This is a genomic window from Burkholderia sp. Z1 (assembly GCF_014893795.1).
Taxonomy (GTDB): Bacteria; Pseudomonadota; Gammaproteobacteria; order Burkholderiales; family Burkholderiaceae; genus Burkholderia; species Burkholderia theae.
The window spans coordinates 566,012-580,968 of the sequence record NZ_JACFYL010000003.1; the positions used below are offsets into that span (position 1 = coordinate 566,012).

General features: G+C 64.5%; 10 protein-coding genes. 6 read left to right on the forward strand and 4 right to left on the reverse strand.

The annotated features are described in order from the left end of the window. The first annotated feature begins 6 nt into the window (after positions 1-6). From H3H55_RS34865 to H3H55_RS34880, 4 genes are all read left to right on the forward strand, one after another. Positions 7-1,104, forward strand: a complete 1,098-nt coding sequence (locus tag H3H55_RS34865; protein WP_193102723.1) for an efflux RND transporter periplasmic adaptor subunit — start codon at positions 7-9, stop codon at positions 1,102-1,104. Beyond that, a complete protein-coding gene (locus tag H3H55_RS34870; protein WP_193102724.1) occupies positions 1,101-4,187 on the forward strand; it encodes an efflux RND transporter permease subunit in 3,087 nt (1,028 codons plus the stop codon). Before H3H55_RS34865 ends, H3H55_RS34870 begins: the two co-directional genes overlap by 4 nt. A 47-nt stretch (positions 4,188-4,234) precedes the next feature. Beyond that, complete coding sequence (locus tag H3H55_RS34875) at positions 4,235-5,704, forward strand: efflux transporter outer membrane subunit (protein ID WP_193102725.1); 1,470 nt, start codon at positions 4,235-4,237, stop codon at positions 5,702-5,704. 276 nt (positions 5,705-5,980) lie between these two features. Continuing rightward, positions 5,981-6,640: a response regulator transcription factor gene (locus H3H55_RS34880; RefSeq protein WP_193102726.1), complete on the forward strand. Its 660-nt coding sequence runs from the start codon at positions 5,981-5,983 to the stop codon at positions 6,638-6,640. Here H3H55_RS34880 and H3H55_RS34885 read toward each other — a convergent pair. After that, the gene (locus H3H55_RS34885) at positions 6,607-8,649 is read right to left on the reverse strand and encodes a sensor histidine kinase (RefSeq protein WP_193102727.1); all 2,043 of its coding nucleotides are present in this window, start codon (positions 8,647-8,649) and stop codon (positions 6,607-6,609) included. The two genes, H3H55_RS34880 and H3H55_RS34885, sit on opposite strands and share 34 nt — an antisense overlap. A 734-nt stretch (positions 8,650-9,383) precedes the next feature. Between H3H55_RS34885 and H3H55_RS34890 the strand changes: the two genes are divergently transcribed. Further along, positions 9,384-10,193 carry an IclR family transcriptional regulator gene (locus H3H55_RS34890; protein ID WP_193102728.1) on the forward strand — a complete coding sequence of 270 codons (810 nt, stop codon included), beginning with the start codon at positions 9,384-9,386 and terminating at the stop codon, positions 10,191-10,193. Between the two features lie 137 nt (positions 10,194-10,330). Here the strand turns inward: H3H55_RS34890 and H3H55_RS34895 are convergent, their stop codons facing one another. Together H3H55_RS34895 and H3H55_RS34900 are read right to left on the reverse strand one after the other, a co-directional pair. Continuing rightward, positions 10,331-10,645, reverse strand: a complete 315-nt coding sequence (locus tag H3H55_RS34895; RefSeq protein WP_129518127.1) for a helicase — start codon at positions 10,643-10,645, stop codon at positions 10,331-10,333. A 544-nt stretch (positions 10,646-11,189) separates the two neighbouring features. After that, on the reverse strand, positions 11,190-12,128 hold the full coding sequence (locus H3H55_RS34900) for a response regulator (protein WP_193102729.1): 939 nt from the start codon (positions 12,126-12,128) through the stop codon (positions 11,190-11,192). 243 nt (positions 12,129-12,371) lie between these two features. On the opposite strand from H3H55_RS34900, the gene H3H55_RS34905 reads away from it, so the two are divergent. Continuing rightward, positions 12,372-12,845 carry an acyl-CoA thioesterase gene (locus H3H55_RS34905; protein ID WP_129518125.1) on the forward strand — a complete coding sequence of 158 codons (474 nt, stop codon included), beginning with the start codon at positions 12,372-12,374 and terminating at the stop codon, positions 12,843-12,845. Between the two features lie 13 nt (positions 12,846-12,858). On the opposite strand, the gene H3H55_RS34910 is transcribed toward H3H55_RS34905, so the two are convergent. After that, complete coding sequence (locus H3H55_RS34910) at positions 12,859-14,301, reverse strand: sensor histidine kinase (protein WP_193102730.1); 1,443 nt, start codon at positions 14,299-14,301, stop codon at positions 12,859-12,861. Positions 14,302-14,957: the final 656 nt, after the last annotated feature.

Sequence of the window (14,957 nt, forward strand, 5' to 3'; positions counted from 1 at the left end):
TTCTCCATGAGACGCTCAATGTTCTTTACCGCCGGCGCGCTGGCCGTCCTGTTCGGCGCATTATTCCTCTGGCGCACGGAGCGCGTGTCGGCTGCCGATCGGCCGGTGCCGCCGCCCGCACCGTTGCCGGTCGAAACCGTCGTCGTGAATCCGCAGTCGACGGCGCCGACGCTCGACGCGGTCGGCTCGCTCGAAGCCGTGCGGCAGGTGACGATCGCGCCGGAAGTCGCGGGCCGCATCGTCGGCATCCAGTTCGTCGCGGGCTCGCGTGTGAGCGCCGGTCAAGCGCTCGTGCAACTCTACGACGCGCCCGAACAGGCGAAGCTTGCCGGGCTGCAGGCGAAGGCGGACTACACGCGCCGCCAGTTCGCGCGCTCCGAGCAGCTGGCGCCGAACGGCGCCGAGCCGAAGGCGACCTTCGACGTGCGCCGCTACGAACTTGATGCCGCGCGCGCCGATATCCGCGAGACCCAGGCGGTGATCACGCAGAAGCTGATTCGCGCGCCGTTCTCCGGTGTGATCGGGCTGCGACGCGTGAATCTCGGGCAGTACCTGAACCCGGGCGACGCGATCGCGACGCTTACCGATCTCGACACGCTGCATGCGAATTTCACGGTGCCGCAGAAGGCATTGAGCCGCGTCGCGCTCGGCCAGACCGTGCGCGTGACGACCGATGCGTATCCGGGACGGTCGTTCGACGGGCGCGTGACGGCCATCGAGCCGCAGGTCGGCGACGAAACCCGCAACATCACCGTGCAGGCCACCGTGACCAATGCCGGCCAGCTCCTGCGCCCGGGCATGTACATCGACGCCCATCTGATGCTGCCGGGCCGCGACGCCATGATCAGCGTGCCGGATACGGCAGTGCAGACGTCGCAGGCGGGCGACACCGTGGTCGTGGTCGAGCAGCGCGACGGGCGCGGCATCGGCGTCGCGCGCGTGCGCAAGGTGCGCACCGGCACACGCGACCAGGGCCGCATCGTCATCGAGGACGGGCTGCGCGCCGGCGACGCGGTCGTGACGACCGGGCAGCTGCGCGTCGCGCCGGGCGCGAAGGTGCAGGCGCTTGCCGACGCGTCCACGCAACGGGAGACCGTGCGATGAGCCAGACCACGCAAGGTGCACGTTTCACCGATATCTTCGTGCGGCGGCCGGTGCTGTCGCTCGTGTGCAGCGTGCTGATCCTGCTGATCGGACTGCGCTCGCTCGGCGCGCTGCCGGTGCGCCAGTATCCGATGCTGGAGAGCGCGACGATCAGCGTCGAGACGGCCTATCCCGGCGCGTCGCAGGCATTGATGCAGGGTTTCGTGACGACGCCGATCGCGCAGTCGATTGCAACTGCGGACGGCATCGAGTATCTGACGTCCACGTCGACCCAGGGCAAGAGCGTCGTGAAGGCGCGGCTGCGCCTGAATGCCAACGCCGACCGCGCGATGACGGAAATCATGGCGAAGGTGCAGGAGGTCAAGTACAAGATGCCCGAAGGCGCGTACGACTCGGTGATCACCAAGCTCACCGATGCGCCCACGGCCGTCATGTATCTCGGCTTCTCGAGCGATACGCTGTCGATCCCCGAGATCACCGACTATGTGGTGCGAGTCGCGCAGCCGCTGGTCACCACGGTGCCGGGCGTGGCATCGGCCGAGATCGTCGGCGGGCAGAACCTCGCGATGCGGGTCTGGCTCGACGCCGCGCGGCTGGCCGCGCACGGGTTGTCGGCTGCCGATGTGTCGGCGGCGCTGAAGGCGAACAACGTCCAGGCCGCACCGGGCCAGTTGAAAGGCGCGCTCACCGTCGCCGACATTTCCGCGAACACCGATCTGACCGACGTCGCCGCGTTCGGCAACCTCGTCGTGAAGTCCGATGCGAACGGCGGCTTCGTGCGGCTGCGCGACGTCGCGACGATCGAGCTGGGCGGCCAGCAGTACAACGCGAGCGCGCTGATGAACGGCCACCGCGCAGTGAACATCGCCATCAACGCGACGCCGTCGGGCAACCCGCTCGACATCGTGCGCGGCGTGCAGGCGCTGCTGCCGACGATGGAGCGCAGCAAACCCGCCAGCATCCGGATCGGCGACGTGTTCGACGTGGCGCGCTTCGTCAATGCGTCGATCGACGAGGTGCGCGAGACGATCATCGAGGCGATCGCGATCGTGGTCGTCGTGATCTTCCTGTTCCTCGGTTCTTTCCGTGCGGTCATCATCCCGGTCGTGACGATTCCGCTCGCGCTCGTCGGCTCCGCGGCGCTGATGCTGGCCGCGGGATTCTCGCTGAACCTGCTGACACTGCTCGCGATGGTGCTGGCGATCGGGCTCGTCGTCGACGACGCGATCGTCGTCGTCGAGAACATCCACCGGCACATCGAATCCGGTGAGCCACCCGCGCGCGCGGCGCTGCTCGGCGCGCGCGAGATCGCGTCGCCAGTGATCGTGATGACGATCACGCTGATCGCCGTGTATGCACCGATCGGGCTGATGGGCGGGCTGACCGGTTCGCTGTTCCGCGAATTCGCGTTCACGCTCGCGGGCGCGGTGTGCGTGTCGGCGCTGATCGCGCTGACCTTGTCGCCGATGCTGAGTTCGCTGCTGCTCGACAGCAAGATGTCGGAAGGGCGCATCGCGCGTGCGATCGAGCACACGCTGTCGCGCGTCACGCACGGCTACCGGCACCTGCTGCATGCGAGCCTTGCCGCACGGCCGGCGGTCCTCGTGTTCGGCGCGGGCGTGCTGCTCGGCATCGGCGTGCTGTTCAGCGGCGTGAAGCGCGAACTGGCGCCGCAGGAGGACCAGGGCTCGATCATGTTGCAGGTCAAGGCGCCGCAGTATGCGAACCTCGATTACCTCGAGCGCTACGCGCCGCAGGTCGAGAAGGTGTTTCGATCGCTGCCGGAGGCCGATACGAGTTTCGTGCTGAATGGCGTCGGCGGTGCCAATCTCGGCTTCGCCGGCGTGAACCTCGTCGACTGGTCGAAACGCACGCGCGGCGCCGCCGACCTGCAGGCGCTCGTGCAGACGCGCGCGAATGCCATTGCCGGCGACCAGGTGTTTACGTTCCTGCTGCCCTCGCTGCCCGCGTCGAGCGGCGGCCTGCCGATCCAGATGGTGCTGCGCGCGCCCGCGGACTTCAAGGACATCTTCTCGACGATGGACAAGCTGAAGGCCGCCGCGTCGAAGAGCGGGCTGTTCGCGGTCGTCGATAGCGACCTCACGTTCGACAGCCGCGCGGTGGGCGTGACGATCGACCGCAACCAGGCGAATGCACTCGGCGTCACGATGAAGGACATTGCCGATACGCTCGCGGTGCTCGTCGGCGAGAACTACGTGAATCGTTTCGATCACGACGGCCGCTCGTACGACGTGATTCCGCAGGTCGCACGCGCGGAGCGACTGTCGTCCGAGATGCTGAACCGCTACTACGTGAAGACGCGCAGCGGCAAGATGGTCGCGCTGTCGACCGTCGTGCGCGTGTCGAACGGCAGCCAGGCGAACGCGCTCACGCAATTCAACCAGCTGAATTCGGCGACGCTGTCGGCCGTGGCCGCACCCGGCGTGACGATGGGGCAGGCGGTCGAGTTCCTGCAGAAGCAGCCGTTGCCCGCCGGCTACGACATCGACTGGCTCGGCGAATCGCGGCAATACGTGCAGGAAGGCAACCGGCTGACCGTCACGTTCGTGTTCGCGCTCGTCGTGATCTTCCTCGTGCTCGCCGCGCAATTCGAAAGCTTGCGCGATCCGCTCGTGATCCTCGTGTCGGTGCCGCTGTCGGTGTGCGGCGCGCTGGTGCCGCTGTATCTCGGCTTCGCGACGCTGAACATCTATACGCAGATCGGGCTCGTCACGCTGATCGGCCTGATTTCCAAGCACGGGATCCTGATGGTGAGCTTCGCGAACGAGCTGCAGCGCACGCAGCACCTCGACCGGCGCGCGGCGATCGAGCACGCGGCCGCGGTGCGCCTGCGGCCGATCCTGATGACGACTGCCGCGATGGTCGCCGGGCTCGTGCCGCTGATTTTCGCGCGCGGTGCGGGTGCAGCCAGCCGCTTCGCGATCGGCATCACGGTCTCGACCGGCATGCTGGTCGGCACGCTGTTCACGCTGTTCGTGCTGCCGACCGTCTACACGTTGATCGCCAAGCGGCATCGCGAGGCGGCGACCAGCGAGCGGGCACGTGTGCTGGAGACGGTATGAGCGAGCAATTTGAAACGCGCGCCGCAGGGGTGCGCAACGGGAGCAACATGAATCGGATCCGCGTTGCGGCTGCCGCGGTGGCCGCGTTCTTCGCCACGGGCTGCACGATGGCGCCGCATTACACGCGGCCCGACGCGCCGGTCGCACAGACGTTCCCGACCGGCGGCGTCTATGCGACGCAACCGGGTGCCGCGGCCCGCGCGCGCAGCGCGAACGGCCAGGCGGCCGCTGCCATCGGCTGGCGCGAATTCTTCGTCGATCCGCGCCTGCAGCGGCTGATCGAGATCGCGCTGAAGAACAACCGCGACCTGCGCGTGTCGGTGCTGAACATCGAGGCGGCGCGTGCGCAATACCAGATCACGCGTGCCGGCCTGTTCCCGACACTCGATGCGACGGGCTCGGGCAACATCCAGCGCTATCCGGCTGGCGTGTCGACGACGGGTGCGCCGCTGATCACGCGTGCCTACAACGTCGGCTTGTCCGCGTCGTGGGAGCTCGATCTGTTCGGCCGCGTGCAGAGCCTGAAGGACCAGGCGCTCGCGCAGTACCTGTCGACCGCGTACGCGCGGCAGGCGTCGGAAATCTCGCTGGTGTCGCAGGTGGCTGACCAGTATCTGACGGTGCTGTCGACCGACGATCTGCTGAAGGTCACGGAGAACACGCTGAAGTCCGCGCAGGCGTCGTACGACCTGACGAAGCTGCAGTTCGACAACGGTACGGGCTCCGAGCTCGACCTGCGTCAGGCGCAGACCGTCGTCGAGACGGCGCTCGCGAACCAGCAGGCGCAGGCACGCTCCCGCGCGCAGGCCGTGAACGCGCTGGTATTGCTGATCGGCGAACCGCTGCCGGACGATCTGCCTTCGGGCATGCCGCTCGACTCGCAGAACCTGCTGACGGACGTGCCGGCCGGGTTGCCGTCGGACCTGCTGACGCGTCGTCCTGACGTGATGCAGGCCGAGCAGACGCTGCTGGCCGCGAACGCGAACATCGGCGCGGCACGCGCGGCGTTCTTCCCGAAGATCTCGCTGACGGCGGCGTTCGGCACCGCGAGCCCAACGCTGGGTGGCCTGTTCAAGGCCGGCACGGCAGCGTGGTCGTTCGCGCCGAACATTGCGCTGCCGATCTTCGAGGGCGGGCAGAACATCGCCAACCTCGATCTCGCGCACGTGCAGAAGCGCATCGAGATCGCGAACTACGAGCGGGCGATCCAGTCGGCGTTTCGCGAAGTGTCGGACGGGCTGGCCGCACGCGGCACGTACGACCAGCAGATCGCGGCGCTGGAGCGCAACGAGCACGCGCAGCAGCGCCGCTTCGACCTGTCGGACCTGCGTTACAGGAAAGGCGTCGACAGCTACCTGTCGGTGCTGACCGCGCAGACCGACCTGTACTCGGCGCAGCAGTCGCTGATCAATGCGCGGCTGGCGCGCTGGACCAACCTGGTCACGCTTTACCGTGCGTTGGGCGGGGGCTGGGTAGAGCGAAGTGGGGAGAGGGCCCGGGAAGCCGACGCCCTGTGATTTCTCTTTCTCCTTCACGGTTCCGGCCAGCGACAACACGATCCGCTGGCCGGTCGACGCCCGTGTGAGCGACGCATCCAGCCCGGCCTTCGATTCCTTGCAACCGGTCATCATCGCCACGGTAATCGTCGGCTAGAATTCCCCGTGCTCGCGACACGCAAGCACATGTGGGGCCGATGACGAATGCGTCGCGCAATCCAGCGCGGCACAGCCGCCGATCGGCGACGGAAACAAGGAAAACTCCGCAAGTGCACAACGCGGGGCCGGGGTAGTGGTATGGCTAAAGTGCTGTTGCTCGATGACGAGGTTGAGTTACGCGAGGAAATCGCCGCGTTTCTGGAACGGCGTGGCTGGCTGGTCAGTCAGGCCGGCACGGTCGCGGAATTCCGGGAACGGGCGGCGGATCTCGCATTCGCGATCATCGACGTGATGCTGCCGGACGGGAGCGGCTTCGACGCGGCTGCGTGGCTCAGGGCCCGGCATCGCGACTGCGGCATCGTCATGCTGACCGCGCGGGGGGAGACGCAGGACAAGATCAATGGCCTGGTTGGCGGGGCCGATCATTATCTCGTCAAGCCGGTGAAGCTGATCGAACTCGACGCCATTCTTCAGGCCCTCGGCCGCCGGGTCGCCAGCGACTGGCGGCTCGACCGTCAGGCACGCGTGCTGTTCGCGCCGGACGGCGGGCGGCTCGACCTGTCGGCCGGCGAGATCGGCCTGCTCGCCCTGCTGGCGCGCCATCCGTCCGAGGCAGTCAGCCGGCGGCAGATCGCGGAGGCGTTCGGTTTCGACTGGGTCGACTACGACGAGCGCAGGCTGGAGACGATGGTAAGCCGACTTCGGCAGCGCTGGCGTGGCGAGTCGGGCTCGGAGCTGCCGCTGAAGACCGTGCATCGCACCGGTTACGCGTTCGCCGCACCGCTGATGGTCGGCTGAGCCGCAACGGCCACCGCGTCCGCGTTCGCCGGCAAGAAGACGGTCGCCCGGCAGCCGTGCCCCTCGTTGCTGACCAGGCTCAATGTACCGCCCTGCATCTCGACCATGCGGCGTGCCAGCGGCAGACCGAGGCCCGTGCCGGGCTTGCGGCCCACGTTGCGGCCGCGATAGAAACGGTCGAACACGTGCGGCAGGTCCGCCGGTGCAATACCGGGGCCGCCATCCTCCACCTCCAGTTCCACGCCGCCCGGCACACGCCGGCCGCGCAACACGATCCGGGTCCCGCCGGGCGTGTATTTGACGGCATTGTCGGCGAGCGTACGCAGCACGAGACGCGTCAGGCCGACGTCGCATGCAAAGGCGTCCGGGAGATCTGTCGCGTCGATTTCGATGCGGTGGCCGTCGGACAGCACCCCGGCGGCGGTGGCCGCATCGTCGAGCAAGGCTGCCAGGCCGGCGTGGTCGATACGGGGCCCGCGCCGCAGCAGTTCGAAACCGTCCTCGTGCAGCGCGTCATTGATCAGCGCCGTCAGACGCTGCGTCGCGCGCAGGATCTTCTGGTAGCGCGACGAGGTCAGCGCATCGGCATGAGCATCGTCGAGCTCGAGGTTTTGAGCGGTGGCGTCGATCACGGCCAGCGGCGTCCTCAGTTCGTGCGAGACGGTTGCGAGCAACTGGCGCTGTTCGTCCTGTGCGCGCTTTTCAATCGCCAGAGACGCTTCCACTTGCTCCATCGCCTCGCGAAGCGCCTGGGTGCGCAGCGCGACCTTGGCTTCCAGATCGCGCTCGGCCTGGCGGGCAACCAGCAAAGCGTCTGCCTGCGCGGATTCCATCGCATTGCGCATCGCGTTGTAGCGCGCGCTGATCGCCGAATTCATGATCAGCATGAACGCGAGCATACCCAGATAGCCGGCATTGTCGACGAGCAGCCCCGGTGCGGCCCAGCCGACGTTGCGCGCGACCCGCAACGCGCTGCCGCCGAGCAACAGCAGCAGCACGAGCACGATCACGCGTGCATGCCGGTGTCCGTTCGCCGTGAGCCAGATCGAAACGGCGATCATCACGACGATGACCGCCATCTGCCAGAACAGGTAGAGGGGACGCACCCACCAGACGTTGACGACCAGCATCAGCGGCGCGGCAGCCAGCGCTGCGACGATCGTCAGCACGCAAAAGGCGATGGCCGGACGCCGCCAGCGCGCGTTGAACAGGCCGAGATAGTGAGCGGTGAACAGCGTGCCGACAGGCGTGCCGAATAGCCAGCTGAGCAGGTAAACCGCGTTGCTTGCGAGCGGAAAGTCCGGCAGCAGGTACTGGTAGAGGTAGCCTTCGGCACCGAGCGCGGTGAGCAGGTTCACGATGACGCTCAGCCCGTAGAGCCCGAAAGACGCGTCGCGCGTCACCCGGAAGAGCCACAGGCTCGACGCGAGCAGCACGAGATGCGCGGCGTCCAGCAGGCCGAACAGCAGCGATTCCATGCTCGTCGCGGAGATGAACGCGTCGGGCGACCACAGCACCATCGAGAAGCTCATGGTGCTGGTGCTGCGGATCCGCAGATAGAGCGTGACCGGCTGGCCGGCGGGAAGATCGAGGCGGAACACGGGGTTGCGGTACGCGACGTCGCGTTGCTCCACCGGCTTGCGGTCGCCCGCGACGTGGCGCCGATAGCCGCCGTCGGGCTGTGGCACGTACAGCGTGACGTCGTTCAGCAGCGACGAGCGCAATTCCAGCAGCCACATCGGCGGAGCGCTCGCCGGCCGCATCACGGTCAGACGCAGCCACACCGCACCGTTGACATAGCCGAGCGCCGGCTCCGACGTCTGGCCGACAAACCGGCGTGCGATCTCGGCGCCCGATATCTGCTCGACGGTGAGCGCGTTGCCCGGATCGCGCAGCAGATCCCAGCCCGCCTGGATGTTGACGCGCCCGCCATCCGGCAGCGGAATGGGTGTTGACGCGAACGCTCCCGAAGCCCAGGAAAATAATATGAAGAATATGAGCGGAAGCATCACGCGATTCGTGTCGGTTTCTGCGATCGGGCGTCACTATAACCGAACGCCCGACGTCGTCCGGCCGCACGGCGGCAACTGCACACGCGAGCCGGATGTCAGAAGTTGTCAGCTTTCGCCGCACGCGTTCATTTAAGATTCGCGCCAATCAAGGAGAGACGGGGCGGGTTCGCCGGCAATGCGCTCCCGGAAACCTTGACCAGCGATGCCACCATTGGCAGCGCCCCGCGCGATGACGGCGCGTCGATCGGTCATGTGGCCGCTTTGATCGACGCAGAAAACAACAGGGCCGGGCGGGCGGCGGCATTCCGACGAGCAATCACAAAGAATCGGCACGAGGGCGCTCGTTGACCACAATGCCATCGCCGTCAACGGACGATCGGCAGGGTTTTGCTGGCTGATGGGGTGTTGCGCGCGAAGATGGCGGGCAGCGGCTCGTCCCTCTCCAGCCTCGCCTGGTCCAATCGGGCCGGGCGGGGCCGGAAGCGCGGCGCTGTCCGACCGTTCGAGCGACGGATGTTGCGTTGATCACCTGTCGAGCGATGACGACCGACAAGCGTCGTGTCGATAAAAACAACTAGAAGCCCATTTCTTCCCCTTGTTCGAAGAGCAGTGCTCGCTTCCGGCCATGATTGCGTCGGCTCCGGGCATGACTACAACCGTCGCGTCATGCGAGCCGATGCCTCCGCACCGCGCACTCCTGGTGCATTTCACCGGATCGATCTGTACAACTGATGACTGGTTCTGAATCCCATTCTCTGGAAAACGCGTATCGCGCAGTCAGGCACGATCGCTATCACGCACCCGCGCTGGACAAGGGGCTCGACATACTGGAATTGCTTGCGGGGCAGGCTGACGGCTTGTCGCGCACCGAGATGTCGACGGCGCTCGGTCGCAATCCGAGCGAGATTTATCGGATGGTCGAGAGGCTGGTCTCACGCGGTTACGTCCATCGAGCATCCGGCGGGGATCGTTATCACCTCTCCTCCAAAATCTATCGACTGGCAATGCAACATCCGGCATTGCGTGACATTCTCGACACCCTGTATCCGGAGATGACGAATTTCGTCCGCGCAGTATCTCAATCCGCTTTCCTGGGCGTCTTTCACGACGGCCAGGTGCGCGTCGTCGCAACGTATGAGCCGCCGGACCGACTCACGATTACACCCAGGATCGGCGCAGAACTTGGCGTGATCGACACCGCGCCGGGCTTGGCCCTGCTGGCTTTTCAGGGTGTCCAGGCCCGGATTGCCATGCTGCGCGCCACGCAGCGTGCGACGCTTGACGAACGCGGGCTCACGGAAATCCCGCATGGACAGCTCAACGCCATTTGTCGAATGGGATACGCACGAATATCGAGCTTGAGCTTCAGCGGATTGGAAAACATGTCGTTCCCGTTGCTGGACAGGGCAGGGAACGCCATCGCGGTCATCACATGTCCGTTTCTGGAAGCCGGGACGCCGATAGATCGCCCGAGCGCAGATGCTGTGTGCGTACACTTGCTTGCGATTTCTCACGCGATCTCGAACCGCGTCATGCGCTGAAGCGAACGGGGAAGCTCGATTCAGTCCGACGCGCGGTTTCAACGCGAAGCACGTGTATCCGAAAGCGTGCGCTGGACACTCGGCCGCGGCTCCGGAACAGGAGCAACGCTCCCGTCGGCTTCCGTTCCGACCACCTTTTACGCGTCTTTCAGCCAGGGCATTTCCACGGGCGACACGACCAGTTGCCGGAATTCGCGTTTCAGATCGAAGATGAATCCGACCAGGATCATGGAGTCGGCGTAAGGAATCGGAAAGACATGCGGATTCTCCGGAGTCCGCAGGGGGCGCTCGGACGTGTCCGCTGTCGCCGCGGCGTTCTCGCGAACGCTTTCCAGTTCATCGGCCATGGCCGGGCCAGCGACTTGCAGCACACGGCTACGCAGGTCGCTGAAAGGCTCGATGCGCGCAGCGTCTTCATGGTATTCAGGTACTTCGTAAACGAACCAGGACATTTTCGTCTCCCATCAGAAGGGGCGCTATTCTAACGCCGCGCGAGGATCCACCGAAAATCGGCCATGTTGTGCGATGGCCGCGGTCGCTGCGAGGCGGTCTGACAGGGGGGATTTCTGACGAGGCGGGCCGGCGCCGGAAGCGTTGCCTTGCACACGACCGTGAGCCCGTTTTCGCGTCATCCATAGACACGACCCGCGCCCGTGCGGTGACGTCGACGCGTCGTGAAAACGAGCCTCGATGCGCCAGTCGGAAATTTACGGATCGCGTGTCGCTGCAGCTTTTGGAAGCGTGAGACAACATCGGATCGAGAATCGATCGATATCGGGAGGCGATGCAGACCGTTGGTCAACGGCATGCCCTGAACGGATGTGCCACCTAATTGGAATAGTGGGTGGCCCTCGGAATAGGGTGCTATTAGAACAAAAGTCCGCGCCGCTGATAACTGTCAATATTGACAGGGATTACTCCCATTTGAGTTGCTCCCGAGTCGACGACAGCACCGCCTCGCCTAAACTTTCCGTTTGGAAACAGGCGGATGATCGCTTACGCGTGACGCCATTTTGCCAACGTCGGCAGCTCGCGCTCGGTGGCCGAATCATCCAGACGGGTCCAGCTATAAAACGTGCCGCTCCATCCCGGAACGGGTAGCGGGGCCGCGCAGTGAACGTCCGCGCGGCCCGGCCGATAGGCCTGAAATGGCCAGAACAGCGGCATGATGCGGCGCGCTTCCATGCCGCGGCACAATTCGGCCGGCCCGTCCGCGTCGGCCACGATATCGCAGTGGAACGACCAGTCCTCTTCGTTCCAGGCGAGAAATACGCTTGGCGCGCCGGCCGCGTCGAACATCAGCACCGCGTCCTGATTGGGGCGCCAGTAGTATTCGACGATGCCTTCCCGCGCGGCCACCTCATCGATCAGTTTGACGATCCGCGGATCCCGGTAGGTCGACCCCGCTTCATGCAGGCTGATGTGCCCGCGGGCCGCGCAGTACTTGCGTTTTGCGTTGTCCAGCACGGTTGCCAGCTTGCGCGCCATCTCGACGTCGGTTTTCTTCAGGTAGCAATCGATCAGTCCCGCGTTGAACGCGTCCACCGCCACGCGCTCATCGGCGATGCCGGTGAGCAGGATTTTCATGCAGTTCGCGTTGCGGATGGAGGACAGAAACTGGACGCCGTCAACCTCCGGCATGGAATAGTCGACGACCACCGCGCCCACCGCCTCGAAGCGGGCGGGATCGGTGAGCGCGTCCTGGCCGACCGCATTTCCGCCTTTTTTCTCCGCACCGAAATAGTCCGCGGCCGTTGGTGGCAGCTCCGCGTCACGCGACGACACGAAGTCGAGCGCCGCCTGCGGTTGCGTAAAAAAACGGTTCAGGTGTTCGTCCGGAAATGCGCCCCGCAGCGCCTGCAGGAAATCCGGATTGTCGTCGACAAACACCACGGACACGGGATAGAGCACCGGCTGGCTAACGAAGGGTTGCATACGAGTCTCGATAAATCAGCAAAAGAAGATGCGGTACCGGAGACACGTTACCGCGAATGACGGTCGCGTTGCACGACCGCGCCAATTATCCGGCGAAAGTGGGACGCATATCAACTGCTCGTTATTTGCGAATTCGGCGTTTTTTACCACGCGGCTCAACGGAATTGCACGGGGAGAATCGGGCCATTCCTTCTCGTTGAAGGAATGCGCCGCTACCGCCAGTAGCGATTCAAGGAGTTATCCATGTTGACGCGAGACGCCATTCTTCACGTCCTTTCCAACGAAACGGCACATCTGTCCGAGAAAACCTTCCACCACGTGATCGACATTTACCTCAAGGATTCCAATGCCTTTATGAACACCTATTTCGCACGCTACTTCGAATGGCAGGGCGTGTGCCGTGAACGCTGGTTTCACGAATGCATCCACAACAACCTGCTGGCGGCCGGCGGGTCGTTCGTGACGAAGCGCGCGCATCAGGAATACGTCCACGAGACGTTTCCGTTCCAGCGGGTCGATTGCTATCTCAATACGTTCGAGGTTCGGCAGTGTTCGGCCTATCTGCTGTTTCGCTTCTACGTTGACGGACGACAGGTGTCGCTGGGGTATCAGCAGATCGTGTTTGCCGGCTCCGACAAGCGGATCCGCCGGTTTCCGCCGGGCATCATCGAGCGGGTCAAGGCGTATGAACTGATCCTGCCGTCCGCCGCGAACTGAATGTGAGACCGCCTTACCCGATGCGATAGCGCCGGGTGGGCGCCGGCGGATCGCGCAATACCTGGTCCGCCGGCGAACCGGGCTCCGGCAGCCGAATCGTGAACGTGGTCCGGACGCCAGGGATGGATTCACACACGATGGTGCCGCCGAGCGCTTCGCATACGCGGCGGCAAAAACTCAAGCCCATGCCGGCGCCGCGACCGTGCGATTTGGTCGAGAAGAAGGCGTCGAAGATTCGCGGGAGCACATCGGGGGCGATCCCTGGGCCCGTATCGCTGAAACGCACCACGCAGTAACCGTTGCTGCGATGGGCGTCGATCTCGATCTGCCCACGGCCGTTCGAGTGGATCGCGTACAGGGCGTTTTTCAGCAGATTGAAGATGACGAAGATCACGAGCGAGTCGGATCCGGAGAACCGAAGGTCCGGATCGATCGCGTCGACCGATACACGGTCTCGCTCACCCGGTCGGAAGGGAAAGCGATCCACCGCGGCGTCGACACAGGCCCGTATCGGATGGGCCGCGAAGCCGCGGCGATCGAGTCGGTCCAGCGTAAAGGACGCCAGGGACATTTCGACCACCGTACTCGTGGTGTCGACCTGGCGCCGGATCGACGACGCGAGCGTCGGCAGCCGCTCCAGCTGTCCGGGATACAAGCCGTCGGCGCACAACCGGTGCTCCACCGCCAGCCGATACCCGCGCAGCAGCACCGGCAGGACGTTGCGCAGCTCGTCCGCGTGCAGGCCGATCGCCGCCAGCGGCGTGGCCACTTCGTGCGCGACCGTCGCGGCCAGGAGATAGGGGCCCATCAGGCCATAACGGACGATCGATGTCGCGAGGATCCCGAGACTGATCGCGATAAACAGCACCCCGACCGGATAGAACTCGACGCCGTAGTTCACCGCATAGTCGGTCGCCGCGAGCGAGTAGAAGCCCAGGCTGACGAGACATTGCGCGAGCAGTTGCCGGACGTCTCGCGTTCGCTCCTGTCGTCTTGCGTCGATCAGGAGCCAAGCGCTGCGGCCGACCAGCAATACCGTTTGCACGACGTGCAGCGGATGCAGTGGGCCCGCCTTCGGATACGGGCCAAAGAAATGCAGGCGGAATCCATCGACGACCGCATTGCTCGTGACCAGCAGTACAGCCAGCAGGACGCAGAGTCCGTAGGAGGCGAACATGATCGGCCGCTCGTCCCGACGCGATACGATCTCCGTCACGAAATGATAGAAGGTCGTCGGCAGAAAAAGGATGAACAGATAGCCAGCCTTGACCAACAGGTTGGCGACGTTCGCATCGGTCGTCTGGAACAGGAAGGCCCACGTTCCCTGCCAGACGAAGGTCGCCGCGCACATCAAGGCGAACGGGACGGACACGCGCGTGAGACCCTTGGTGGCCAGCACGTAGAGGCCAAACCCGAGAAACAACGCAGATACGAACGCGGGCAAGATCGAGTACATGATGCGTGAATCCACAATGTTCACTGGGCGCGCACCACGGAACTGTCTTGGCTGGTGCCATTGACGAGAGTAGCACGCAGCGGTAGGCGAGCGAGCGCGGCGGGTTTGTCCACGATGCGTCCGCGCATCACAATGGTCGATTACGCGGGTGACGGGTGCCGAACAGGATAGTCGAACGACATCATAATCAGGAACGGGCCATGGATGGCAACTTGGCCGCTACAAGTTTTGCCTTCACGATTGCCAAGAGCCGCGCCGCAACACAAGCTTCGGTCGATCGTGTGAAGCGGGAACTCGAACGGGACATCAGTCTGCCACGGCGAATTGCTCGACGGCGGGGGGAATCGTTATCGATTTGAAAATTAATTTTTGAATCAATCGCGCCGATAGAGCACGAAATCTCGAATAATCGACCGACCCGATACACCTATCCGGGAACCTGCGTTCCCTGTCATAAAAAACGACGTCGGACGGGTAGCGGATGCATGTTTTCGTCAAGCACCGCGTACTACGTTTTATCACGGATTTTCGTGAATATTTCGCGCCGCCCGAGAATTGCACGGATTATTAATAAAATGCGCTGCGTCGATATTGCGGACAGCATCGGCAATGGATGCGCCTCCTGATGCCGGGCGTTGGAGGCCTGGCTCGGCGCG

Excerpts from the sequence above, each read along its gene's own strand:
- H3H55_RS34890 (WP_193102728.1), top strand. The coding sequence starts at position 9,384 with ATGACTGGTTCTGAATCCCATTCTCTGGAAAACGCGTATCGCGCAGTC.
- H3H55_RS34875 (WP_193102725.1), top strand. The coding sequence starts at position 4,235 with ATGAATCGGATCCGCGTTGCGGCTGCCGCGGTGGCCGCGTTCTTCGCC.
- H3H55_RS34870 (WP_193102724.1), top strand. The coding sequence starts at position 1,101 with ATGAGCCAGACCACGCAAGGTGCACGTTTCACCGATATCTTCGTGCGG.
- H3H55_RS34895 (WP_129518127.1), bottom strand. The coding sequence starts at position 10,645 with ATGTCCTGGTTCGTTTACGAAGTACCTGAATACCATGAAGACGCTGCG.
- H3H55_RS34865 (WP_193102723.1), top strand. The coding sequence starts at position 7 with ATGAGACGCTCAATGTTCTTTACCGCCGGCGCGCTGGCCGTCCTGTTC.
- H3H55_RS34880 (WP_193102726.1), top strand. The coding sequence starts at position 5,981 with ATGGCTAAAGTGCTGTTGCTCGATGACGAGGTTGAGTTACGCGAGGAA.
- H3H55_RS34900 (WP_193102729.1), bottom strand. The coding sequence starts at position 12,128 with ATGCAACCCTTCGTTAGCCAGCCGGTGCTCTATCCCGTGTCCGTGGTG.
- H3H55_RS34910 (WP_193102730.1), bottom strand. The coding sequence starts at position 14,301 with ATGTACTCGATCTTGCCCGCGTTCGTATCTGCGTTGTTTCTCGGGTTT.
- H3H55_RS34885 (WP_193102727.1), bottom strand. The coding sequence starts at position 8,649 with ATGCTTCCGCTCATATTCTTCATATTATTTTCCTGGGCTTCGGGAGCG.
- H3H55_RS34905 (WP_129518125.1), top strand. The coding sequence starts at position 12,372 with ATGTTGACGCGAGACGCCATTCTTCACGTCCTTTCCAACGAAACGGCA.